Annotated in this window: 28 protein-coding genes; 16 read left to right on the forward strand and 12 right to left on the reverse strand. The window is 34.8% G+C overall.

The window, feature by feature from the left end:
• Positions 1–93: 93 nt before the first annotated feature.
• Both RMO83_RS10765 and fucP read right to left on the reverse strand, forming a co-directional pair.
• Positions 94–1749 (reverse strand): altronate dehydratase family protein, encoded by a 1656-nt coding sequence (locus RMO83_RS10765; RefSeq protein ID WP_310559685.1) that lies wholly within the window; start codon positions 1747–1749, stop codon positions 94–96.
• Positions 1750–1765: 16 nt separating this feature from the next.
• Positions 1766–3055, reverse strand: a complete 1290-nt coding sequence (fucP, locus tag RMO83_RS10770) for an L-fucose:H+ symporter permease (RefSeq protein WP_310559686.1) — start codon at positions 3053–3055, stop codon at positions 1766–1768.
• 112 nt (positions 3056–3167) lie between these two features.
• Here fucP and RMO83_RS10775 point away from each other — a divergent pair, with 112 nt between their 5' ends.
• Positions 3168–4040, forward strand: coding sequence for an AraC family transcriptional regulator (locus RMO83_RS10775; protein ID WP_310559687.1), 873 nt, complete (start codon positions 3168–3170; stop codon positions 4038–4040).
• Positions 4041–4124: 84 nt separating this feature from the next.
• Here the strand turns inward: RMO83_RS10775 and RMO83_RS10780 are convergent, their stop codons facing one another.
• From RMO83_RS10780 to rsfS, 7 genes are all read right to left on the reverse strand, one after another.
• Positions 4125–4898, reverse strand: a complete 774-nt coding sequence (locus RMO83_RS10780; RefSeq protein WP_310559688.1) for a superoxide dismutase — start codon at positions 4896–4898, stop codon at positions 4125–4127.
• 10 nt (positions 4899–4908) lie between these two features.
• Positions 4909–5172 carry an acyl-CoA-binding protein gene (locus tag RMO83_RS10785; protein ID WP_310559689.1) on the reverse strand — a complete coding sequence of 88 codons (264 nt, stop codon included), beginning with the start codon at positions 5170–5172 and terminating at the stop codon, positions 4909–4911.
• On the reverse strand, positions 5165–5824 hold the full coding sequence (locus tag RMO83_RS10790; RefSeq protein WP_310559690.1) for a phosphatidylserine decarboxylase family protein: 660 nt from the start codon (positions 5822–5824) through the stop codon (positions 5165–5167). Before RMO83_RS10790 ends, RMO83_RS10785 begins: the two co-directional genes overlap by 8 nt.
• On the reverse strand, positions 5814–6704 hold the full coding sequence (locus RMO83_RS10795; RefSeq protein WP_310559691.1) for a phosphatidate cytidylyltransferase: 891 nt from the start codon (positions 6702–6704) through the stop codon (positions 5814–5816). The genes RMO83_RS10790 and RMO83_RS10795 overlap by 11 nt, the downstream gene beginning before the upstream one ends.
• Position 6705: 1 nt before the next feature.
• Positions 6706–7305, reverse strand: coding sequence for a lactate utilization protein B/C (locus tag RMO83_RS10800; protein ID WP_310559692.1), 600 nt, complete (start codon positions 7303–7305; stop codon positions 6706–6708).
• A 111-nt stretch (positions 7306–7416) separates the two neighbouring features.
• Positions 7417–9342, reverse strand: a complete 1926-nt coding sequence (gene ftsH / locus RMO83_RS10805; protein ID WP_310559693.1) for an ATP-dependent zinc metalloprotease FtsH — start codon at positions 9340–9342, stop codon at positions 7417–7419.
• 15 nt (positions 9343–9357) lie between these two features.
• A complete protein-coding gene (gene rsfS / locus RMO83_RS10810) occupies positions 9358–9729 on the reverse strand; it encodes a ribosome silencing factor (protein ID WP_310559694.1) in 372 nt (123 codons plus the stop codon).
• A 96-nt stretch (positions 9730–9825) separates the two neighbouring features.
• Between rsfS and RMO83_RS10815 the strand changes: the two genes are divergently transcribed.
• Entirely contained in the window at positions 9826–10554 is a 729-nt protein-coding gene (locus tag RMO83_RS10815) for a biotin--[acetyl-CoA-carboxylase] ligase (protein ID WP_310559695.1), read from the forward strand.
• Between the two features lie 272 nt (positions 10555–10826).
• On the opposite strand, the gene RMO83_RS10820 is transcribed toward RMO83_RS10815, so the two are convergent.
• Both RMO83_RS10820 and pyrE read right to left on the reverse strand, forming a co-directional pair.
• A complete protein-coding gene (locus RMO83_RS10820; protein WP_310559696.1) occupies positions 10827–11219 on the reverse strand; it encodes an SRPBCC family protein in 393 nt (130 codons plus the stop codon).
• 66 nt (positions 11220–11285) lie between these two features.
• The gene (gene pyrE / locus RMO83_RS10825; RefSeq protein WP_310559697.1) at positions 11286–11933 is read right to left on the reverse strand and encodes an orotate phosphoribosyltransferase; all 648 of its coding nucleotides are present in this window, start codon (positions 11931–11933) and stop codon (positions 11286–11288) included.
• A gap of 7 nt (positions 11934–11940) precedes the next feature.
• Here pyrE and RMO83_RS10830 point away from each other — a divergent pair, with 7 nt between their 5' ends.
• A complete protein-coding gene (locus RMO83_RS10830; RefSeq protein WP_310559698.1) occupies positions 11941–12543 on the forward strand; it encodes an NUDIX domain-containing protein in 603 nt (200 codons plus the stop codon).
• Here the strand turns inward: RMO83_RS10830 and RMO83_RS10835 are convergent.
• On the reverse strand, positions 12511–12843 hold the full coding sequence (locus tag RMO83_RS10835) for a hypothetical protein (RefSeq protein WP_310559699.1): 333 nt from the start codon (positions 12841–12843) through the stop codon (positions 12511–12513). The two genes, RMO83_RS10830 and RMO83_RS10835, sit on opposite strands and share 33 nt — an antisense overlap.
• A gap of 563 nt (positions 12844–13406) precedes the next feature.
• On the opposite strand from RMO83_RS10835, the gene RMO83_RS10840 reads away from it, so the two are divergent.
• From RMO83_RS10840 to RMO83_RS10900, 13 genes are all read left to right on the forward strand, one after another.
• Entirely contained in the window at positions 13407–13874 is a 468-nt protein-coding gene (locus tag RMO83_RS10840) for a M15 family metallopeptidase (RefSeq protein ID WP_310559700.1), read from the forward strand.
• 114 nt (positions 13875–13988) lie between these two features.
• Entirely contained in the window at positions 13989–14912 is a 924-nt protein-coding gene (locus tag RMO83_RS10845) for a hypothetical protein (protein ID WP_310559701.1), read from the forward strand.
• 26 nt (positions 14913–14938) lie between these two features.
• Positions 14939–16282, forward strand: coding sequence for a glycoside hydrolase family 25 protein (locus RMO83_RS10850; RefSeq protein ID WP_310559702.1), 1344 nt, complete (start codon positions 14939–14941; stop codon positions 16280–16282).
• Positions 16242–17618: a hypothetical protein gene (locus RMO83_RS10855; protein WP_310559703.1), complete on the forward strand. Its 1377-nt coding sequence runs from the start codon at positions 16242–16244 to the stop codon at positions 17616–17618. The genes RMO83_RS10850 and RMO83_RS10855 overlap by 41 nt, the downstream gene beginning before the upstream one ends.
• Positions 17619–17710: 92 nt before the next feature.
• Entirely contained in the window at positions 17711–18376 is a 666-nt protein-coding gene (locus tag RMO83_RS10860) for a chitosanase (protein ID WP_310559704.1), read from the forward strand.
• 69 nt (positions 18377–18445) lie between these two features.
• Positions 18446–18919: a hypothetical protein gene (locus RMO83_RS10865; protein WP_310559705.1), complete on the forward strand. Its 474-nt coding sequence runs from the start codon at positions 18446–18448 to the stop codon at positions 18917–18919.
• Positions 18920–19312: 393 nt separating this feature from the next.
• On the forward strand, positions 19313–19861 hold the full coding sequence (locus RMO83_RS10870; RefSeq protein ID WP_310559706.1) for a toll/interleukin-1 receptor domain-containing protein: 549 nt from the start codon (positions 19313–19315) through the stop codon (positions 19859–19861).
• Between the two features lie 47 nt (positions 19862–19908).
• A complete protein-coding gene (locus RMO83_RS10875; RefSeq protein WP_310559707.1) occupies positions 19909–21294 on the forward strand; it encodes an SIR2 family protein in 1386 nt (461 codons plus the stop codon).
• Position 21295: 1 nt separating this feature from the next.
• Positions 21296–21784, forward strand: coding sequence for a TIR domain-containing protein (locus RMO83_RS10880; RefSeq protein ID WP_310559708.1), 489 nt, complete (start codon positions 21296–21298; stop codon positions 21782–21784).
• A 230-nt stretch (positions 21785–22014) separates the two neighbouring features.
• Positions 22015–22611, forward strand: a complete 597-nt coding sequence (locus RMO83_RS10885; protein ID WP_310559709.1) for a transposase — start codon at positions 22015–22017, stop codon at positions 22609–22611.
• Positions 22612–22908: 297 nt separating this feature from the next.
• Positions 22909–23472, forward strand: coding sequence for a Crp/Fnr family transcriptional regulator (locus RMO83_RS10890; RefSeq protein WP_310559710.1), 564 nt, complete (start codon positions 22909–22911; stop codon positions 23470–23472).
• 87 nt (positions 23473–23559) lie between these two features.
• Positions 23560–24012 (forward strand): hypothetical protein, encoded by a 453-nt coding sequence (locus tag RMO83_RS10895; protein ID WP_310559711.1) that lies wholly within the window; start codon positions 23560–23562, stop codon positions 24010–24012.
• 9 nt (positions 24013–24021) lie between these two features.
• Positions 24022–24858 carry an NAD-dependent epimerase/dehydratase family protein gene (locus RMO83_RS10900; RefSeq protein ID WP_310559712.1) on the forward strand — a complete coding sequence of 279 codons (837 nt, stop codon included), beginning with the start codon at positions 24022–24024 and terminating at the stop codon, positions 24856–24858.
• Positions 24859–24867: the final 9 nt, after the last annotated feature.

Below are 24867 nucleotides of genomic sequence, written 5' to 3' on the forward strand. Positions count from 1 at the left end.
ACTGATTCACTGATTTTGCTTCGCCTATTCGACCTTTGGTCTCGGGTCACTGATTAAAAAAATATAAAATCTGTGAATCTGTGGCTAAATGTTTTATAACGAAACTCCTCGTTTCCAAGGAATAAAATCGTCTTGGTTTAACAATACCGCTTTTGGAATAATTTCGCCACTGGCTGCTTTAATGCAATAGTCCAAAATGGCTTCACCCATTTCTTCGATGGTTTTTTCTCCACTAATCACTGGACCACAATCAATATCAATAATATCTTTCATTTTGGTAGCCAAAACGGAATTAGTAGCCACTTTGATAACAGGACAAACTGGATTTCCTGTTGGAGTTCCCAAACCTGTTGTAAATAAAATTAAAGTTGCTCCAGCTGCAGCTTTACCAGTGGTTGCTTCTACGTCATTTCCGGGAGTACAAACCAAACTTAATCCGGGTTTAGTAACAAGCTCGGTATAATCCAGTACATCAACTACTGGCGAAGATCCACCTTTTTTGGCGGCACCAGCACTCTTGATTGCATCAGTAATTAATCCGTCTTTGATGTTTCCAGGAGACGGATTCATATGAAATCCTGAGCCTACTTTATGTGCTAAATCATCATAAGAGCGCATTAAATGTATGAATTTTTTAGCCGATTCTTCTGTTTGGCAACGATCAATTAGGTTTTGTTCTACACCGCATAATTCAGGGAATTCGGCAAGCAATACTTTCCCTCCCAAAGCTACCACTAAATCGGCAGTATAACCTACAGCGGGATTGGCAGAAACCCCACTAAAACCATCACTACCACCGCATTTAACACCAATACACAGTGCGCTTAACGGCTGCGGAGTTCTTTCGAGCTTGTTGATTTCAATTAGACCGTCAAATGTTTTTTTGATGGCATCAGCAATTAATTGTTCTTCACTTTGAGCGGTTTGTTGTTCAAAAGTATAAATCAGTTTGTCGAAAAATGGATTTTGTTTTTTCACATCATTTATAAAATCTTGGACTTGTAAATGCTGACAACCCAAACTTAACAGGGTAATTCCCGCCACATTGGGATGGTTTGCGTAAGATGCCAATAGAGAACTGAGTGTCGCTGAATCCTGGCGCGTACCACCGCAACCACCCTGATGATTGAGAAATTTGATTCCATCAACATTTTTAAAAATCCGATTGGCTTTGGCTGTTGGCAATAAATCAAGAGCAACATTTTCTATATCCAATCCATTTTTATAAGCTTCTAAAAGTTGGTGGGTGTACTGTGTGTATTTATCGCTAACCGAATAACCTAACTCATTGTGCAAGGCTTCTTTAATCACATCAAGGTTGCGGTTTTCGCAAAAAACTGTGGGGACAAATAGCCAATAATTGGCAGTTCCCACACGACCATCCGTTCTTTTAAAACCATTAAAAGTGCTGTCCTTAAATTTGGAAATATCCGGAACTTGCCAAGTATAATCCACTTGACGATAACTATAAGGTTCTGCGGCGTGTTTTAGATTAGAGGTAGTCATTAAACTTCCTTTGGCAACATCAGATTGTACTTTCCCAACTAAAACACCGTACATAAAAATTTCATCTCCAAGTTGAAAATCAGACATATAAAATTTATGTTTTGCTTTGATAGTATCTTGCATTTCGAAAGATTCATTTTCAAAAACAACTATTTTTCCTTTCTCTAAATCGGTTAAAGCTACCAATACATTATCGTTTGGATGTAATTTAACTACTATTTTTTTTAATTCGTTTTGTGACATTATTTTAAACTTTGAATTAGGCTTTGTCTGTTTTGTGTACGTTAAATGCAAATAATAAAATGACTAAAAAGCAAACCAACGGAACGATATATCCATATTGAATGTTTGCAGTTTGATCTGATATTATTCCTAATATGGGTGGTAAAAATGCTCCGCCTACAATAGACATTACTATTAAGGACGAGCCAATTTTGGTATTGTGTCCTAACCCATCAATTCCCATCGAGAATATAGTAGGAAACATAATACTCATAAAAAACGCAATAGCAATCAAGCAATACACGACCATCATTCCTGTTCCTGTAATGGCAATGATTGTAAGTGCGATATTAATAAAGGTATAGATGATTAATAATTTTCGAGGATTAATGTATTGCATTAAAAACGTACCGAAAAAACGTCCTAGCATAAACGCTAGACCAAAAAAACCTAAATATTTAGCTGCCGAATCTTCGTCAATTCCCGATGAAGTAGTTGCCATTTTGATAAAAAAACTTCCCACACAGACTTGTGCACCCACATAAAAAAACTGAGCCAAAATTCCCCAACGCAAACGCATTGATTTCAGAGCACCGCCAAAACTAGCTCCATCTGCGCCCTCCACATCTTCATCTTTAACATCGGGCATATTGGTAAAATAAAAAATTACTGCTACTGCCAAAATAATCAATCCCAAAATGAGGTACGGCATTTTAACACTGTCTGCTTCCGACACTAAATAGGCGTGTTTGATAGCTGGAGTCATTGCTTCTATTTGAGTTTGCGTGTAATTTTTATCGGATAATATCATTGGACCAATATAGGCTGGTGCAATAAAAGCTGCTAATCCATTAAATGATTGTGAAAAATTCAATCTTTTGGTTGCTGATTCAGCTGGTCCTAAAATGGTGACATACGGATTTGCTGCAGTTTCCAAAAAAGTAAGACCACAAGCTATTATAAACAAGGCTCCTAAAAAGTAACTGTATTGAAGCGAATTAGCTGCGGGAACAAAAAGTATTGAGCCTATTCCAAAAAGAATTAATCCTACCATAATTCCCGATTTGTAACCATATTTTCTCATAATATAGCCTGCGGGCAATGCCATAACGAAATAGGCAATAAAAACCGAAGAATCAACTAAAGAGGATTGCAAATCTGTAAGATTGAATGCTTTTCTTAGATGAGGAATTAAAATCGGGTCTAAATTGTGCACAAAACCCCAGAAAAAGAATAAACTAGTTACCAATATAAAAGGGAACAACCAGTTTTTAGTTTCACTAACAACAGTTTTGTTATTTGTATTCGATTGCGGAATTACGGCCATATTTAATAGATTAAATTAATATCATTTTGAAGTGTGAAAGATAGAATGACTTTAGTACATTTATTAATTCAATATTATCCTTGTTTAATTATTAATTATCTTTGTAAAAAAAGTGAAAATTGAAAAGACAAAAATAACTTCTTACCAGAACAGCTCTGTTTCTGTTATTTCGCGTGAAGAAGCTTTTTTTCAAGCGCCTTTCCATTCGCATCCTGAGCTGGAACTAGTCTATGTTAAAGAAAGTTACGGCAAAAGAATTGTTGGAAATTCAGTAGAGCAATTTGTACCTGGGGATATGGTTTTTTTGGGTTCAGATATTCCACACGTTTGGCTGAATGACGAAATTTATTATCAAGGCATTAGTACCTTAAAAGCAAAAGCGATTGTTGTTTATTTTAACAAAGAAATTTTCGGCCCAGCTTTTTATGAATTAAAAGAGACACAAAAGATCAATTCCTTTTTTAACCAAGCTGTTAGGGGAGTGGCAATAACTGGCAAAACAAATCAATTAATTGCAAAAAAACTAGAGAAACTCGTTCAAAAAAAGGACTTTGAAATGATAGTAGGTCTTTTCAAAATTTTGGCTTTGCTTTCAGAAAGTTCAGATATTGCTTTTATCAACAGTGACTTATATGTTCCAACAAACGAAAAGTCCAAGAAAGATAGACTTTCGGCTGTTTTCGAATATTTGAAAGAAAATTATAATGAAGAAATTTCACTGATTAAAATTGCTGAAATTGCTAATCTTACTCCAACTTCTTTTTGCCGAATGTTTAAATTAAAAACAAAAAAGAGCTTTGTAGAGTATCTCAATGAAATTCGGGTTTCTAATGCCTGTAAATTACTCATTGAAACCGATATGGGGATTTCTGAAATAGCCTATAAATGCGGTTATAAAACGGCCTCTAATTTTAATCAACTCTTTAAAAAACTCACAGGAACTACACCGAAAGAATACCGTAAAAAGGCAGAAACTAATTTATAAATAGTAGCTAAAAAAACCACAAATTAGTTGCCAAATTTATAATTATGGTTGGGACTTTTTGTTGCGTTAGAACTCTTTTTTCCCTTATTTCCTCAACGCCTCTTCATAATTCTCACCTACTTTTTTCCAATTAATTACATTGAAAAATGCCTCAACATAATTTTTTCTTTTGTATTGATAATCTAAGTAGTACGCATGTTCCCAAAGGTCTAAAGCAAGAATGGGTTTTCCGGGAACTGTTGCATTTCGCATCAAAGGGTTGTCTTGATTTTGCGTGCTGGTAATTTGAAGGTTTCCAGTTCGATCTACAATAAGCCAAACCCAACCTGAACCAAATTGTTTTGTGGCTTCGTCTTTATATGCAGTGGTAAATTCGTCAAAAGATCCAAACTTTTTGGTGATGGCGGCTGCCAAAGTATCTTGTGGTTGTCCTCCGGCTTTTGGCCCCATACATTTAAAATACAAGGAATGGTTGTAGTATCCACCTGCATTGTTTTTAATGTCAAGAACGCTTGGATCTAATTTAGCCAATACTTCTTCGATGGTTAAATTTTCTAGCGGAGTGCCCACAATGGCTTTATTCAAATTATTGGTATAGGTCAAATAATGCTTCGAATAATGGTTTTCCATAGTAAATACGGAAATATTTGGTGCCAAAGCATTGTAAGAATAAGGCAATTTCTCCAGTTGAAAAGAGCCTTCGTCTGCTTTTACATCATCAGGCATTCCCATTATTGCTGTTTTCTGTTCTGCTTCTGGCAAAGGAACATCAACGACTTCGGTGTATTTTTTATTGTTGCAAGCAATCAATAGTGTAAGAAGAAATAAATTGATTAGAATAAATTTTATCTTTTGCATAATCTATTTTTTATAGTAAGGAATTTATGATTTCTATGTATTGTTCTTTGGCTTCGTCTACAGACAAATGACTGATTTGAATCCAGGCATTGGTTTTGAAGGCATTTCTCAAATCATAACTTTCTGAATGATTATAGCTTAGTGAGCCAAATGTAGCTTGTTTGTAAAAAGCATAAAGTCGGAGTTGGACATCCTGAGCTAGCGATGCCTGAGTCATATTTGAAGCAATCTCAACCGCTTCAAGAAAACGGGTATCTAAATCTTTATTATTCATTCAGCTTTGTAGCAATGATTGTTTTACCGCCAATTGCTTTTTGGTTTAAAACCACATTGATTGGTGTACCTAGAGGCAAAAACACATCGACTCTCGAACCGAATTTTATAAAACCAGCATCTTCACCCTGAACAACTTGCATTCCCTCTTTGGCATAATTGACGATTCTTCGTGCCAAAGCTCCAGCAATTTGTCGATACAGCACTTCTCCAAAAGTTTTATTTTCGATAACAATCGTGGTTCTTTCATTTTCCTCGCTCGCCTTTGGATGCCAAGCTACCAAGAATTTTCCTGGATGGTATTTGCTAAATTTCACAAGTCCACTAAGTCCGTAACGCGTTACGTGTACATTTAAGGGCGACATAAATATTGAGACCTGAATGCGTTTTTCTTTAAAATATTCGCCTTCGTAAACTTCTTCAATTACCACAACTTTCCCATCTACTGGAGAAAGAATTTGGTTATCGTCTAAAATATAATTACGTTTCGGATTTCTGAAAAATTGCAAAATGATAATCAACAACAATAATGTTGCTATTTGAATTGATTTTAGAATCCAATAGGTATCAATAAATTTATCGGACAATAATAGTACGATTGCAGTAATAACGGTTCCTAGCAATATGGATTGAGCTCCTTCTTTATGAAACATAGTTTAGAATTTGGTAAAATAAAAAAATAATTGGTGCTACAAATATAACACTATCTAGACGATCTAGTATACCCCCGTGGCCAGGCATAATGTTTCCGCTGTCTTTTACGCCAGCAATACGTTTGAATTTTGATTCAATTAAATCTCCAATGGTTCCGAAAACACCAACGATTAATGCTATGGAGACCCAAATCATAATTGATTTTTCGCTAAATTTAGGGCTTGCTCTTATGTAATATTTTGAGATTAGAAAGCCAGCTAAAATGGCAAAAATAGTTCCTCCAATAAATCCTTCAATGGTTTTTTTGGGCGAAATTTTTTCGTATAACTTATTTTTCCCGATAGATTTTCCAACAATAAAGGCAAAGGTATCATTGGTCCAAATAATGATAAATAAACCAATAATGATTTTAGGATTGTAATCATTGACACCAAAAGATATTTTGGTGATAAAAATAAAAGGAAGTATAATATATCCTAATAAATACAGGTATTTTGAAGAAGTGCTTATTTTTTGAAATTGATCATAAAATAGAAATAGAATACATTTTATGGAAACCACCAATGACACGGCCATTAACACGATGTCTAAGTGCTTTATGTTGACGCCTAGATTGAAATTAGTATTTAATATTTTGTTGATGGTTTCAGTCGTCACTGTGTTGTAGCTGCTGAGTAGGCTAACAGTGGTGTAAAGAGCGATTCCAAAAAGCATCGGGAAAACTTTATTTGCTTGTACTAAATTGCAAAATTCATAAATCGCAATTACTAAGAAAATTCCAAACAATATAAAAAAACTTTCAGTCGAAAAAAGTATCGAAGTCAGTAATAAAATTACATAAATAGCACCAGATATAGTTCTCTTGAGCGTTTCATTCATCTTATAAATCTTCTAAAAGCAATAAATATATATTTTTTGCTGAACTTCCGTACTGCGTAAAATCCTCGTCAACTGCTTTTTTAAAATATTTTATAGTGGTAATATTTGTAGGATAATCTTTGACATATTTCTTTTTTATCACACTTAATCCGTCACTTTTTGTTTCAATTATCTGACTTGTGGTTGCGAAAATAACTATGTTCGCCGGAAGTTCGTTTGGTTTGTGTTGCTTAATTTGTTTGGAAGAAAATAGAATCGACCCTTCGTCTGCAATAAGGTTTTCACAATTTGCCAAAAGAAATGAAGGGGTTTGTGTTTTATGATGTGTGATTTTATTTTCTTCAAGAATAGGAAAAAGGTCTTCTTCATAACACAAAGCTTCGCCCTCGAACCAATCGTTTTCTTCCAGTATATTTTCGAATTGCTCTTTTACTTCAGTCTCATTTTCGCAATACAAAAATTTGCCACCATTTTTATTAAAATTATATATGAACTGCTCTTCTATGGGTGCATCATTCTCTAAGGATTTATTATTTCCCTTATCATTTTCCTCTTCCGAAGCGGGGTTAGTTGAACCAAAAAATTTTCTAAAAAGACTCATGTTTTTCTGTGCTACTTGATAAATTACTCGAAATCGTTCAAAGATAAAAAAATCTTAATTCAAAAGGCACTTTTGAATTAAGATTTTAAAATAATATATGTTAAGGGAGTATTAAGAAACTTCCTCTACCAGATTGGCGTCAAATGTTCTTTTGCCAAATATGGTTTCTAAGTCATCTTTAAATATTACTTCTTTCTCAATAAGAATATCCGCAAGTTGATTCAATTTATCTTTATTTTCTTCTAATATTTTTATAGCTCTTTCATATTGGCTTTCAATTAAAATCGAAATTTCCTTATCAATAGTTTTAGCAGTTTCTTCGGAATACGGTTTAGAAAAGCTGTATTCGCTTTGCCCCGTTGAATCATAATAGGTAACATTTCCTATTTTTTCGTTCAAACCATAAATGGTTACCATAGCACGAGCTTGTCGCGTTACTTTTTCTAAATCGCTTAAAGCTCCTGTCGAAATTCTGTTAAAAGTTACTTTCTCAGCGGCTCTTCCGCCCATTGTGGCGCACATTTCGTCCAGCATTTGATCTGTTCTCACGATTTGTCTTTCCTCAGGAAGATACCAAGCAGCTCCTAAACTTTGTCCACGAGGAACAATAGTCACTTTAATAAGTGGTGCTGCGTGTTCTAGCATCCAGCTAACTGTGGCGTGTCCTGCCTCGTGAATTGCGATAGCTTTCTTTTCTTCGGGAGTGATGATTTTATTTTTCTTTTCTAAACCACCAATAATTCGATCTACTGCATCCAAGAAATCTTGTTTATCAACTGCGGTTTTGTTATTTCTAGCGGCTATCAAAGCGGCTTCATTACAAACGTTAGCTATATCAGCTCCTGAAAAACCTGGGGTTTGTTTGGCTAAAAAGTCAGTATCTAAATTTTCAACTTTTTTCAATGGTGTAAGGTGAACTTTGAAGATTTCTTCTCGTTCGCGAATATCTGGTAAATCCACAAAAATTTGTCTGTCAAAACGACCAGCACGCATCAGGGCTTTGTCTAAAACATCGGCTCTGTTGGTTGCCGCCAAAACAATTACATTCGAATTAGTGCCAAAACCATCCATTTCTGTAAGCAATTGATTTAAAGTATTTTCTCTTTCATCATTTCCGCCCGACATATTATTTTTCCCTCTCGCTCTACCAACGGCATCAATTTCATCAATGAAAATAATCGCAGGAGATTTTTCTTTGGCTTGTTTAAATAGGTCACGAACTCTAGAAGCACCTACACCAACAAACATTTCGACAAAATCAGAACCTGACAAGGAGAAAAATGGGACTTGAGCTTCTCCTGCTACTGCTTTTGCCAATAATGTTTTTCCTGTTCCAGGAGGTCCAACAAGCAAAGCACCTTTTGGAATTTTACCGCCAAGATTGGTGTATTTTTCAGGATTTTTAAGGAATTCAACAATTTCTTGAATTTCTTCTTTTGCACCTTCAAGGCCAGCAACATCTTTGAATGAGGTTTTAATATCTGTTTTTTCATCAAAAAGTTTCGCTTTTGATTTTCCGATATTGAAAATCTGTCCGCCACCGCCACCTGCACCACCAGACATTCTCCGCATGATGAAAATCCATACTCCAATGATAATGATGATAGGTAAGAGGCTGATGATAATATCACTCCAATTACTGCTTTCTTGAAAATTATAATTCTTTAGTTTTCCTTCGGTTACTGATGCCTCCAATTTTTTTTCAAAAATTTGAACATCACCAAGGCTCAATACATAGTGTGGCCCTTTATTGGGTTGATCTAAAACATTTTTAGCTACTTTTTTATTAGATGCTAATTTTAAAGCCTCAGCTTTCAAATATATTTCTGCATCTTTTTTATTGTAAATAATAATTTTTTCAATCTCTCCCTTTTCAAGCAATGCGTTGAATTCAGGTTGTTCTAACTTGACTGGTTCTTGAAAATTAGAACCACCAGTTAAAAAACTTATTGCCAAAAAAATCAATAAAATTGCGCTGTAAACTAACCAAGGACTAACTTTAAATTTATTCAAATTGGGTTTATTATCTGCTGCCATTAGAGGTATATTTCTTTAGTATTTATTTTCGATTTTGGTGATTCTAGCATCACCCCAAAGACTTTCGATATTATAATATTCGCGAATATGCTTTTGGAAAACGTGAACCACAATGCTTACATAATCCATCAAAACCCATTCAGCATTGTCAGATCCTTCGACATGCCAAGGTTTATCTTTCAATTCTTTTGAAACTATCTTTTGAATTGAGTTGACCACTGCATTAACTTGAGTATTTGAATTTCCGTTACAGATTACAAAATAGTCACAAACGGCAGTGTCTATTTCTCTTAGATCTAGAATATCGATATCATTTCCTTTTACTTCTTCAATCCCTTTGATGATGTTTGCCAATAGAACATCATTATTTACTGTCTTTTTTGCCATGAATTATTTTTACTATAAGTTGGTAAAGTTACCATTTTTTGTCATTATTTTTGAACCTTAACAAAATATTAAATTCTGTTATACAAATAAAGCTGGATGCAATTAATCAAACTCAATGCCATAGATTCTACAAATGATTTCTTAAAAGGATTATCGAACAATCAATTTTTAGAAAATTTCACCGTTGTTAGTGCCGAAAATCAAACCAAAGGCAAAGGACAAATGGGGTCTGTTTGGAATTCTGAACCAAGTAAAAATCTAATAGTGAGTGTTTTGGTTAATGAATTTGTAATAGATATTAATCGAATATTTGATATTAATATCGTATTTTCGATCTCCATAATTCAGGTTTTAGAAGATTTGAAAATTCCTGAATTAAGTATTAAATGGCCAAACGACATTATGTCATACACAAAGAAAGTTGGCGGAATTCTGATTGAAAACAGCATCAAAAGTGACGGAAGTATTAATTCTATTGTAGGTTTGGGTTTGAATGTCAACCAAATTAATTTTGAAAATTTGCCCAAAGCATCGTCTTTGGCGGTGATTTGCAACACCACTTTCGACAAAGAAGAAATTCTTATAAAGATTGTCGAAAGATTGAAACAAAATATCCAGACTTGGAATCAAAATTCGGATTTATTTTGGTCGAGATATACCATGAAACTCTTCAAAAAAGGGATTCCAATGCCATTTGAAGACCAAAATCAACAAAACTTTATGGGTATTATTAAGGGCGTTTCTCCCATTGGAAAACTCGAAATTCTTTTAGAAGACGATTCCGTTGCTGAGTTTGATATTAAACAAATTCGGATGTTATATTAAACGGTGGGCGCATTAATAGAAATTTTGAAATATAAAATTAAACTCATAGAAACATAGAAAAAAAGAATTAGATAGACCAATGCTTGGCTTCAGATAGCTATGTTTCACTATCCAAAAGTGGAACCCCTTGATAGAATTCATAAAATCTATGATGCTATGCGTTTAAAAAAATAACATTTTAAATTACACCCAACGGGTTGTAGTAAGTGATTTTACACAAAAAAACCTTTTAGTTTTCGCTAAAAGGTTCAAATACTAAATGAATTAAAGTTTTATAATTTCGACATATTTCCAGCCAAAGTCTCGATAAATTTTGAAATCGGTCCTTTGATCATCATAGCCATCATGGCGTTGAATTCGCCTTCGAAATCTAGTTGTACATCACTTGAATTCTCTGAAATGGCATTGATATTGGCTACTAAGGTAAAAGGTAATTTATCGCTTGCAGCACCTAGAACTACTTTGTTTGGCGCTATTTTTTCTTTCATTTTTAGTTTAATTTCGGGCATACCTTTTAAACCAAAAATAAAAGCATCGTCGCCAATAACTTCAAATTTAGCAATGTTTTCCGGCATTAATTTTTCGAAATTGCGAACATCGCTCAACAAATCAAATAATTCGTGTGCTGATTTTTCAACAGTAACTTTGGGACTTTCTAGGTTCATTTTCTTGTCATTGCGAGGAACGAAGCAATCTAATCCTCAATTTATTATTTGTTTTTTTTCTATATTTTAAACTTGTACACTCCAAGTCGATGGACTCAAATTCCATTCCCTTAACGTTTCTTCTTCGTGCTCCGTAATGTATCTTTTGGCTACAGCCAAATTCAATAAATTTTGATAATTACTCAAAGTAAACAAATCCACATTGGCATTTTTAAAGTTTTCTTGAGCCACATCAAAACCGTAGGTAAAAATGGCGGCCATTCCTTTGACATTGGCACCTGCAGCACGCAAAGCTGCAACGGCAAGCAAACTGCTGTTTCCGGTACTTATTAAATCTTCAACAATGACCACGTTTTGACCTCTTTGCAAAAAACCTTCCACCTGATTTTGTCGTCCGTGTTTTTTGGGTTCTGGGCGAACATACACAAACGGCAAACCTAAACTCTCGGCAACGAGCATTCCAATTCCGATGGCTCCAGTGGCAACACCGGCAATTACATCAGGTTTTCCAAATTGTTTTTCAATGTTTTTCGAAAATTCGTCTCGGATGTAATTTCTAATGGTTGGAAATGAGAGAATTATTCTATTATCACAATAAATTGGTGATTGCCATCCCGAAGCCCATGTAAAAGGATTTCTTGGATTCAATTTAATTGCATTAATTTGCAAAAGTAATTCGGCAGTTTTCTCGGCAGTATCTTTATTAAATATCATAGTACAAATGTATAAAGTTTTTGTGAACGACAAACCACTTTTTTTGACAAATGAAATCTCGAAGGAGACTAATTTTCAATTGTTTTTGTTAGAAAGTGTTGATATAGTCCAACTTATAGTCAAAATTTTTCAAAATAAAATTCAAAAAGCCTATCTCTATCATCCTGATGAAAAAGAGATTATGAAAACTTTGAAATCTAAAATCCCTGTTTCTAAAGCCGGTGGTGGATTAGTTTATAACAAAAAAGGGGAGGTGTTGTTCATTTTTAGAAGCGGCAAATGGGATTTGCCAAAAGGCGGAACCGAAAAAGGCGAAGATATAGAAGAAACTGCTATGCGCGAAGTGGAAGAAGAAACCGGAGTCAACCGTTTAAGAATTACCAAAAAACTCCAAAAAACCTACCATATTTTCAAAAGAAATGGCGTCTACAAACTAAAAATCACCCAATGGTTTGAAATGCACAGTGATTTTGAAGGAATTCCAAAGGGTCAAATTGAAGAAGGTATCGAAAAAGCGGTCTGGCTCAGCCCGAAAGAAATGCCCGAAGTATTAAAAAAATCTTACGAAAACATCAAATTATTGTTTGAAGAAGAGAATATTAGCTTTTAGATTGGTGATTTTAGATTGCAGGTTGTATATTGTATATTGTATATTGCAGATTTTAGATTCTTCCCACTTCCCACTTCCAACTCCCAACTTCCCACTTCCAATTCCCACTTTCAGCTTCCCACTTCTAACTTCTAACTTCCCACTTCCCACTCGCAGCTTCCCAACTCCCATCTCCCCACTCCCAAAACCCCACTCCCAAAACCCAAAACCCAAAACCCAACTCCCAAAACCCAACTCCCAAAACCCAACTCCTAAAACCCAACTCCCAGCTTCCCACTTCTCACTTCTAACTAGTATCAAAATAGTACTTAGAAATCCATTCTCAAAAAATCTTCATTTTTTGCTTTTCACGACGTTTTAAAAACAGCCATTTTTTACTTCAATTTCCCAAAAAAGAGAGTAATATTTTTTAAAACGTTGATTTTGTATGATTTAACTACATTCTAGTTTTAAAAATACGTGTCAAAAATAATTGAAAAATCCCCATTACTAGGGAGGTTAATTTATTTTAAACTTTTGACCTTTGAAAAGATTCATAGATGGATTAGTTGCCTGAACTCCTGTCGTTTATTTTTAATTGGTTATTTAGAACTGGCAGGAAGAAGGGTGATTTAGATTTTAGATTTCAGATTTTAGATTTCAGATTGTAGATTTTAGATCGCAGTCCCGAAGCTTCGGGATCAGTTTGAGGGTAGTAAGAGACGCTGAAAAACTTTAATGCCATTTAAAATTAAATTGATGTGGGAGCTGCTTGAGCGTGCCAACTTCAAGAAATGGTTAAGAAAAAATTACAACCAATACTATAAAAACCTCGGTAGCCGAAAAGAGGAACTAGAGTAGGCGGAAATAAAAATTTGGAAATTATGATTACCACTGCAACATTAATTAGAAAGTATGGTACACCAACTGAAAACGGTTCGCCTTATTTGGTAAAACTAGCCGTTCCTTATCCTATGACTTTGGCTTGGGACCGAGGTACAAAGGTGACCAAAATCACCTGCCACAAACTGGTGGCTGACCAATTGAAAAAAATATTTGATGAAATCCTTGCTGTATATGGTTTGCAAAAAATACAAGACCTAGGCATCGATTTATATGGTGGTTGTTTCAACTATCGGAAGATGAGAGGCGGTAACGATTGGAGTCGTCACGCTTGGGGTGTTGCCATAGACCTTGACCCGGATAGAAACAAACTAGAAGAAACTAAAAAAACCGCACGCTTTGCACGGGCAGAATACAAACCGATGATTGATATATTCTATAAACATGGCTTTGTATCCCTTGGTAGAGAAAAAAACTACGACTGGATGCATTTTGAAGTGAAAGAGTAAGTTGGAGGTTAGAAGTTAGAGGTTAGAAGTTAGAAGTTACCTGCCTGCCGGCAGGCAGGGAAGGTAGAAGTTGGGAGCTGGAAATGTGAAATTATAAATAAAAAAAATAAAATTATGTTCGATTCAATTGCTTTAAACGTTGTAATAAGTTTGGTTTTTATCTACTCGCTTTACAGCTTGTTAGTAACCACTTTAAATGAAATTATCGCTTCCTTTTTTAGCTTAAGAGCTAAGACCCTAGAAAAAGGAATCAAACGCATGTTGACCGACAATGGCGACAAAGTCAATTCGATAGTTGATCAATTCTATCAACAACCTTTGATAAAATATTTAGGAGAGGATAACACTAAAAAACCTGCCTATCTCACTAGTGCTAGTTTTTCGTCCGCCTTAGTGCATTTGTGTGATGACCTTGCTGCTGGTGCTCCAGATACTCAGGCGCAATTGCTGACTGGCATTAAAGAAATTAAAAAAATAAATCCTCAAACGGGAAAATTTCTTGAAACACTTTATGCAGACGCTAGCGGAGATTTAGTAAAATTTCAAGCGCTATCCGAAACTTGGTTCAATGAAACGATGGACAGAGCCACGGGTTGGTATAAAAAGCAAACCCAAAGAATTACGTTGCTGGTCGCTTTTATAGTAGCACTTTCTTTTAATGTGGACACTATTGGTATTGTAAAAAACCTGTCGGCAAATCCTAAACTGGCCACAGCCGTGGTTGAAATGGCTGATAAATATTTAAAAGCCTCTAAAGCTAGTGAAGTCGTGCCCGCCAAAGAAGCCGATGAACAAATTAGAGCCTCTATGGCTACTGCACAAAAATTAGTGGCTAGTAATAGCGATATACAAAATGCGAATGCTGTTTTGGGTCTGGGCTGGAATGACATTAAAAGCGAAGAAATATTTTTTAGTGTACTAGGTTGTATGCTCACTGCACTTGCGATATCACTGGGAGCCCCTTTTTGGTTTGATTTATTAAGCAAACTCATGCAACTAAGAGGTTCTAAAAAAGTAGTAGAAACACCAACAAAATGATAAAAATAATTTTAAACAAAACAATTATGAAAACAAATTTAACACTATTAGCAACTGTGCTTGTCATATTGAATGCATTTGCTCAAAACGATTTCAATACTAAACCATGGGAAAATAAAAAATACCCAATCATAATTGACCCTTATCGTCGTAATAAAATAGATTTTGATAAATTAATAACCGATAAAAATGTAATGGGCAATATTCATAAAGCGTCAGAAGGTTTAATAATGGATAGTGAATATAAAAACAGGAGTATTAAATCTAAAGAGAAAAATTTACTTTTTGCTTCGTATCATTTGGGAGATAATTCAGATCCGATACAACAAGCAGATTTCTATTTAAATACAATAAAAGATAATATAAATCAACCAATGGCATTAGATATTGAGGACTATGAACAAGATCCTAAACAAACGAAAAGCCCATTTATAGAATTAATAAATGCTGAAAAATTTATTAATAGAATATATGAGAAAACAAAAAGATATCCGATTGTATATGTAAACAACAAAGTTTTTGATCGTATAAACAAAGAATATGATAAAAATAGTGTCTTTGCTAAATGCCAGCTGTGGTATGCAAGATATAAAACATCACTACCTACATTAAGTACTAAAGTTTGGGATAAAGTTTCGTTATGGCAGTTCAGTTCTGAAATAAATTGTAAAAAAACTGGAAGTTGCTTGTATAATATTCCTGGAACTGAATATGATATTGATATTAATGTATTTAATGGAGATAGTGAAGAATTAAAATTATTTTGGAATAATAATCAACCAAAAGTAGATCAACCAAAAGTAGAACAACCCAAAGTAGAACAACCCAAAGTTGAACAACCCAAAGAACAGCAACCAATCCAAACAAATAATGGACAAGCAATAAAACAAGCTACTGGGCAAGCAATTCAACAAATTAATGGAAAATCAAAGCAATCAAAAAAGGATAAATTAAGTCAACCTACATTGGTAGCAGTTTATGACTATGAAAAGCAAATTTATCTAAATGATGAATTAAGACCCAAACACAAGCAACCAGTGGTTTTAAAAATCATTAGTATTAATAAGTTTGCTCACAATGTACTTATAACTGAAAATGACGTAAAAATTAAAGATGAATATTTGGATACCGATTTAGAAACCGCTAGAACAATCCTTGACCAAAGCAAACCAGTAGCGGAAATAACCAGCGAAACGACAAGTATGCAAGTAGACGTTCCGAAGTCACTAGTCGAGGCTAGTAGTACTGCTGCGGATAATGGTAATACCAATATAGAAAAATTGCAAACTTCTATTAATGCTAAAAAAAGTGAATTGCAAAACATTAAAAATGAAACCGAACGAAAAAAAAACAGAGCTTGTAAGACTTGAAACCGATGTGGCAACATTGGAAAATAGTATTAAAGTTGAACAATCGAATGAAGCGCCAGATTCTGTTAAGATTACCAATTTTGGTACCGATATAAAAACGAAAAATGAATTAATTCCAGGTGTAAAAACTGACATAAGAAATTTAGATAATAAAGTCGATGTACTCTATGCAGATATAGAGAGGGAAGAAACTAAATTGATACTTTATAATGACAATTTAATAAACTTCAAATTACACTTAAGCAAAATCAACGAAAAATTCAACGACATTCAAATGAATTTAATGAATATCAATAGAATAAACTCATCTTATAGTAATTATTTAAATTTTATTATTATACCGACATTAACAAAAGAGCAGTATTCCGCTTATGCTTATAATATATGTTCTGTTTTAAGGTTAGATAAAAGAAACGAATATTATCGATATATCAATGAATTTGAAAGAGTATATGCTCAATTTAACCAGCAGTATAATGCTTTGTTCAATAGTGATGCGTATTATGAAGTGATACATTTAGATGAAAATTCTTCTTATTCTAAACTCGTAAAACTTAATCTTGAAAACTTAAAAAAAGAAGTAGAACGCATCAATAAGTTAGTCAACACAACTGAACTGCGAGCAAAATTACACAATGTTGAACTATTTGATAATGTGTTGTCTGGAGACCATGCTTTTACAGTATATTCCAACCCCATTCAATCTTTTCAAGATTACCTTGAATTTAAGGTTAAAATAACCCAAAATAAAACCTTAGGAACCTCGACCCTAAAAGAAAATGACAAAGAATTTACCTATACTGAATATGTAAGACAGGGTGTACGATGGGATTTCAGCGTAGGTACTGTGTTTGATTTTGGTATTAAAAACCAAGAATACGAAATAAAGTCCATACCAGCAGCCGATGCTATACCAGCAATAGGCGATACGCCTGCAATACCAGCTAAAGTAGCTACAAATCGAATCATCGAAAACAGCTCATCTGAATACACACCAACTATCGCTGGTTTGTTGCACACCAGTTTTAGAAGCAACAGTATGTTTGCCTTTGGATTTTCACTAGGGGCGTCAATTGATGTGACCAAACTAAACTTTAATTCTTTTTTCCCGGGCATAAGTTTATTGATAGGCAAGAAAGAGAAATTGATTTTTACTGTCGGACCAGCCTTAAAAAGAGTCACTCAGTTAAAAGCAATTTATGATACAAAAACGGAGTATACTGAACAACTACAAACCGAAAACGTCACAAGTCCGCAATTCAAGACGGGCTGGTTTGCGGCAATATCGTGGAATTTGACCAGTAAGCAAAAGTCGAAAGTCTTGCCACAAAAATAAGTAAACCCATACCCAAGCAAGCCGAAAAAGAAAACAAAAAATAGACAAACTAAAACCCTAAAAACACCATGGCAATAACACCCAAACAAAAATTGAAAATATCCCAAACAGTCAATGTTTTTGAAACCGGCTCTATAAACGGGAAATACGACGCTATTTCTATCTATGCCGATGGACCCATCATCGGTGGGAATCGCATCAAGCAAATTACCTATGGCAGAAGCCAAACCACAGAATATGGCGTATTGAAAATTTTGGTGCAGCAATACATCGCCAACAATGGCTTGTATGCCAACGCCATGAAACCCTATGTGGCCAAAATTGGAAAGCAACCCAGTTTGTGTACCGATGCGGTTTTTAAAAACGCACTGAAAAACGCCGGGAAATTAGACCCGATTATGCGAACTACGCAGGACAGTTTTTTTGATCAATTGTACTATCAACCCGCTTTTACGTGGTTCTCCTCAATGATGTTTACGCAGCCATTGAGCCTTTTGGTGATTTATGACAGCTACATTCACAGTGGGTCTATTTTGCCATTTTTAAGAAATAAATTTCCAGCATCGGTGCCTAAAAATGGAGGAGACGAAAAAACATGGATCAAGCAATATGTAGCCGTAAGAGACGAATGGCTTAGATTTCATTCCAACACAGTTTTGAGAAACACGGTGTACCGAACCGAATGTTTTCAGGACGCCATCAACAAAAACAATTGGGATTTATCTCAAACGATTAACGCTAACGGAACAATGGTTTAATATATTATAAAACCCCTGTAAGCCGAAAAAGGGGATCAATAGAGTAGGCGTAACAAAAACAAATAAACAATGGCAAGAACAAACAAAATTTCAGCCGATTTTACAGCAACAGCCAAAACTGCTGCTGTAACAAAAATTAATGAGGCAAAAGCGCAGATGCCCTTTCTGATCAGTTTACCAGAACAAGAAAGAAAAAACTATGGCAACATGGGGCCTAAAAGTGTTGCCTATGCGCAGCAATGTCTAGAAGGTGCAATTGCTTTCCCTAAAGAGTTGAAAGCTAATTTTAATTTAGCAGAATATCAAAAAGATGTAACCTTAGTGAACAATTTATTAGGCGTTAGAGTGGCAGTAGCTAGCCTACTCGAACTAATAGACGATACTATGGCGGCAGGAGGAATAGACATTATGGGTACTTCTAGCGAAGTATATACAAGTTTAAAATCGTCTGCCAAAAGCGATGCTAGCGTAAAAGAGATGGTGGCTTTAATTGGTGAGCGATTTGCTGCTCAGAAAAAATCTAGAGCTAAAAAACAAAGCTAGATATTTCATCTATTTTGTTCGCGAAAACAAGGGTTTGGAGTATTAACTCTGAAATTCGGAACAGCAGCTCCGGATTTCAGAGTTACAGCTCCAGATTTCAGAGTTACAACTCCTAAATTCAGAGTTACAGCTCCAGATTTTAGGGTTACAACTCCATATTTCAGAGTTACAGCTCCGAATTTCAGAGTTACAACTCCAGATTTTAGGGTTACAACTCCAAATTTGAGAGTTATAGCTCATAATTTAAGAGTTACAGCTCCATATTTCAGAGTTATAGCTATAAATCAATGAATTACAATATTTTAGCTAGAGGTTGCACCCCTAAAGGGTTTTTAAACAGGGAAGCCGAAAACTGGGAGAGTAGGTATAAAAAAATTAATAAAATTAGAAATAATGGCCATATTAACAAAAGAAAGACTTACAAACGTTACTGAAAACACTCTGGGTACTAGATTATTTAGTCAAACTTTATTTGAGGCAAAACAAGAAAGAAAAATAAATTCCGAAGTAACAGTATTTTTATCTCATAGTCACGGTGATTTAACTGATGGTGATCTAGATAAAATAATTGTACTGTTAAGAAGGACAGGTGTTAAAGTTTATATTGATTCAAAAGATTCATCTCTACCGCCATTTACTAATGCTAATACAGCAAAAACGATTAAAGAGCAAATTAAACTAAATAGAAAGTTCATTCTTGTTGCAACAAATAGAGCAATCGATTCTAAATGGTGTAATTGGGAACTTGGATTTGGAGATGCTCATAAATATATTGAACACATAGCCTTAATTCCTTTAGCCGATAATGCTTCTACGTGGAATGGTTCAGAATATTTAAAAATTTATCCACGAATTGAAGAAAGCAGTCTAACGCCAAATTCCTTCAATGTCTATTATCCTGATGGTTCAATAAAAAGTTTATTTAACTGGCTAAAACAATAGAAATTATGACATTTGACAGAGACATCGAATCTTTCATAAAAAATTATGTGAAAGCACTAAAAGAAAAGAATGCAGTTGTTTTTGCGGGTGCTGGCATGTCTGTTTCACAAGGATTTTTTGACTGGAAAAAACTTCTCAAGCCAATCGCAGACAAACTTGGATTGGACATTGAAGAAGAACAACATGACCTGACAGCACTAGCACAATTCTTTGTTGATGACCATGGCGGTGTAAGAGGCGAACTAGACCAAATTCTTGTTGAAGAATATGGCAAATCAAATCTTGCAGTTTCGGACAATCATAGGATTTTGGCAAGACTTCCAATTCAAATTTATTGGACAACAAATTATGACAGGTTAATTGAAAAGTCTCTATTAGAAGAAGGAAAAACTCCAGACATCAAAAAAGCTCAATCGGATTTAACTGTAAATTTGCCAAAGAGAGATGCTATAATTTATAAAATGCACGGGGATATAGAAACAGTATCCGAGACAGTTTTAACAAAGCATGAATATGAAGATTATAACAAGAAAAGAGAACTTTTTAGTAACGCTTTTAAAAGCGATTATGTCTCTAGAACCTTTCTTTTTATTGGTTTTAGCTTTACAGACCCAAATCTCGACTATCTGATTAGCAGAATTAGAACTACACTTGGTCAAAATATTAAACCTGATTATTACTTCATCAAAAAAGAAAGTATAGTAAGAAATCAAAGAAGGCAAGAATTACGAGCAAATTCTTTGAAAAAATACGGACTGAATCCAATGTGGATAAGCGACTATTCAGAAATAACTTTGATTTTAAAAGAAATAGAATCTAGGTTTTTAAGAACAACAATTTTAATTTCAGGAAGTGCAGAACAATATGGAAGTTTTGGAGAACTAAGGGCAACTGAATTTTTGCATGACCTAAGTAAGGCATTATCAAAAAATTCATATAAAATTTTGACTGGGTTTGGCTGGGGTGTTGGCAGTGCAGTTATTAATGGAGTTCTAGAAAATATGGAAACTGAAAGAAATCAAAATCTGGACAATTTTTTAATTATGCGACCATTTCCTCAGTTTGAAACAAAAGGAAAGAATCTAAAAGAACTTTGGACTGAATATAGAAATAGATTTATTCCTTTAGCAGGAATTGCTATTTATGTTTTTGGAAATAAGAAAAATAAAACTACTGGAGAGATTGAAGAAGCAACTGGAGTAATTGATGAATTTGAAATTGCAGTACAAAAAGGATTACTTGTAATCCCGATAGGAGCAACAGGTTTTGTTTCAAAAACTTTGTGGAATAAAGTAATTGGTTCATTCGACAAATTCTATCCGAATCACAGTTTTCTCTTAGAAGATTTCAAAATACTAGGAGACCAAACCGTTGAAAATTCAAAAATCATTGAAGCAACTTTAAAAATTATAAACAATCTAAATTCAAAATAAAATGGCAACAAAAAGACAAATTTTCTACAGTTTTCATTATAACAATGATGTTTTTCGTGTTCAACAAATTAGAAACATGGGAGCATTGGAAGACAATAAACCAGTATCTCACAATGACTGGGAAACGATTAAAAAAGGTGGAGATAAAGCAATTGAAAAGTGGATTAACGATAATATGAACTATAGAAGTTGTGTAGTTGTATTAATCGGCACTGACACTTATAAAAGGCCGTGGGTAAAATATGAAATTAAAAAGGCTTGGTCAGAAGGGAAAGGGCTTTTGGGAATTCATATTAATAATTTGAAAGACCCAAAAACAGGCGCTTGTACGAAAGGAACAAACCCCTTTGACCAGTTTACTTTTAAAGATAGCAAGGGCAACATTAAGACAATTCCATGCAAAACACCTTCATCAACAGACGCATATAACGATATTAAAAGCAATATTGAAAGTTGGGTTGAAGAAGCAATTAAAAATAGTAACTCATGAGTAAATCAATTTTTATTTCTTGCCCCCCACCCAGCTAACGCGTAAAATGCTAACGATAGTAATAAATTTGAAATTCGAAAAGTTTAAAAAATGAGTAGGAATTACAAGAGCGTTATAGGTTAACAAATTAATTCAAAAAACACACGAAGGGATTTGTGCGGTAGCGGTGTCTAAATTATTGACGTCTAAATTATTGGCATCTAAATTATCGGGCCATAAAATAAATTATAATGGCAATATTCAAAAACAAATATAGAATAGAATCAACCCGATTGAAAAATTGGGATTATTCTCGACAAGCCTCATATTTCATAACCATTTGCACCGCCAATAGAGAACATTTTTTTGGAAAAATAAAAAATCAAGGAGAGACGCCATGCACGGCGTCTCTTTCTGCGATTGGAATCATTGTTGAACAAGAATGGATTAAAACGCCCGACATAAGACCTGATATGAATTTAGAATTAGGCGAATTTGTGGTAATGCCCAATCATTTTCACGGGATTATATTTATTGGAAATAATGAATTCAATTCGGATGGTGATACGATTTGTAGAGACGCCATGCATGTTAGAGACGCCATGCATGGCGTCTCTACAAATGGTATTTACAAAAATGAATTTGGTCCACAATCTAAAAATTTGTCATCTATATTACGTGGATTCAAATCTGCCGTTACGATCCAGGCAAGGAAAATAAATCCTGAATTTGGTTGGCAATCCCGATTTCATGACCACATTATTAGAAATACAAAATCGTATGATGCAATTTCACAATATATAATTGACAATCCTAAAAAATGGGTTGATGATGAATTCAATAAATGATTGTAATTAGCTCCCAATAGGATATCGCTATTGCCACTTTAGATAAATGGCTCTATCAAGTGTTTTGATTTCTACGCAAGTTAACAAACAAGTTTTAAAAAAAACAAATGAAACTTATTTCAAAAAAAATGATGAATGCATAAAACCTAAAGTATGGGATTTAGGAAATAAAACTTTACACAAACCCCATTCGCTCGGATATATAAAATAGTTCTTGTATGGACAGGGTAGGGCTTTTAGACCAACTGCCGTGAACTGCAAGCCTAAAAAGACATCTCCTAATTTAAAATAAAAGATATGTTAAAAGTTAGAAAATATTTTGAAACGATTGGTTTTTCAGGTGTTGACTTAGAAAAAATAGTAGATGCTTTTGAGTTACAGTCCTTCAAAAAAAATGATTTTGTAGTAGAGGAGGGGAAGACCAGCCGCTATATGGGATTTGTAGAAACGGGTATGTTTCAATACTATGTGGTTCAAGACGGGGAAGAAAAAACCAACTATGTCTCTATCGAAAACACGTTCTTTGCTTCGGTCTTAAGTTTTATTAGCGAAACACCGTCCTTAGAGAATGTAAAAGCGCTAGTGGATGGCAGCATAAGTATGATTAGTAAAACAAATCTAAAAATGTTGTTGCATGAAATTCCTGCGTTCAAGGACTTTTATATTGGCTTACTAGAATCCTCTCTTTGTGGCATTGATGGCAGTCGCTATGACCTGATTGTACTAACAGCAGAACAGCGGTACGAAAAAATGCTAAAAAACGAACCCCATTTTTTACAGCAAATCCCACTACAACATTTAGCCTCTATGCTTGGCGTAACTCCACGCCACCTGAGTAGAATAAGAGGTAAAATACGCTAATTTTCTCTTTTAGACATTTGTCTAGTAGAACGAACTCCTATGTTTCAATCTTTGCACTATTAATTAACAATTAAAAATGTAAAAAACATGAAACATTTAATTATCGTACTTAGTGTACTCGCTTCAACAGCTGCTTTTTCTCAAAGCAAATTTTCAAAAAACGAATTCAGCATCAATGGATTCCGCAATCCTTCGGTCGGTTTAGAATACCGTCATCAGAACGTCTCCGTTCACGCAGGCTATTACGTTACCGCATTTGAAAGTGGCGTAACCACCAAGTTTATTAAAACTGGTGCCACGCTTTGGTTTCTGCCTGTTGGCAAAAAACAAAACCCGTCTTCTTTTTACGCAGGTGCCTCTTATTTAAGAGGGTTGAACCTTGATTATGAAAAAGAGAATGCTGTGGCAGTAGAAGCTGGTTTTCGCTGGATGGTTTGGAAAGGGCTAAACGTCAGAATTGGTGTAATTGGTGTAGCCGCCAACGGGCATGATGTGAAAATCAATCCAACACCTGGTATCAGTTATTCATTCTTCTTTTAAATAATTTGTATGAAAACAATATTAGGAACTGGGCAACTGGGACTTGCCATTATGCAATTGCTATTGGATAAAAACCCGAACGAAGAAATTGTATTGGTAAACAGAACTGGAAAACTGCACCTACCACTTCCGGCAAACGTAGAGCTAACCGCAGCAGATGCAACCTCCAAAACCGCTATGGCAGCTATTGCCAAAAGGTCGGATTTAATTTTTAATTGTACCGATGTGCCGTATGATCAATGGGCGCATTTTTATCCAGCAACAGCCAGTGCACTAGCGTATGCATTGCGTGAAACCAATACAAAGTTGGTTTTTGCAGATAACTTGTACTCCTACGGAAATGTAATGGGCAAAGAAATGAACGAACAAATGCCACATTCCGCCAAAACTAAAAAGGGAAAAATACGAGCAGGGGTTATCAATACGCTGCTGTACTCTGGCGAATCCTACAACAATAGGGTTGCTTTTGTAAAGGCGGCAGATTTTATCGGTCCACGCATTCACAAAGGGATATTCGGAACCGATTTTTTAGACCGTATACACAATGGAAAAAGAGTGATGTTGTTTGGCAATATCGACTTACCGCACACTTTTACTTATATCAATGACTTTGCAGCAGCAATGATCAATGTGGGTACCGCCAATGATACCTTTGGACAACTATGGCACGTACCCAATGCACCTGCATTAAGCTTGGATAAATGGGTTCACCTGTTTGAAGTGGTGACCAATAAAAAAATAAAATCATCTGTTACGCCAAAGTTTATCATCCGGATCGCTGGACTATTTAATTCATTCATCAGAGAACTTTATGAAATGGCGTATCAGTTTGAATATCCCTACTAGGTTAACCAT

Source organism: Flavobacterium sp., assembly GCF_031423415.1.
Taxonomy (GTDB): domain Bacteria; phylum Bacteroidota; class Bacteroidia; order Flavobacteriales; family Flavobacteriaceae; genus Flavobacterium.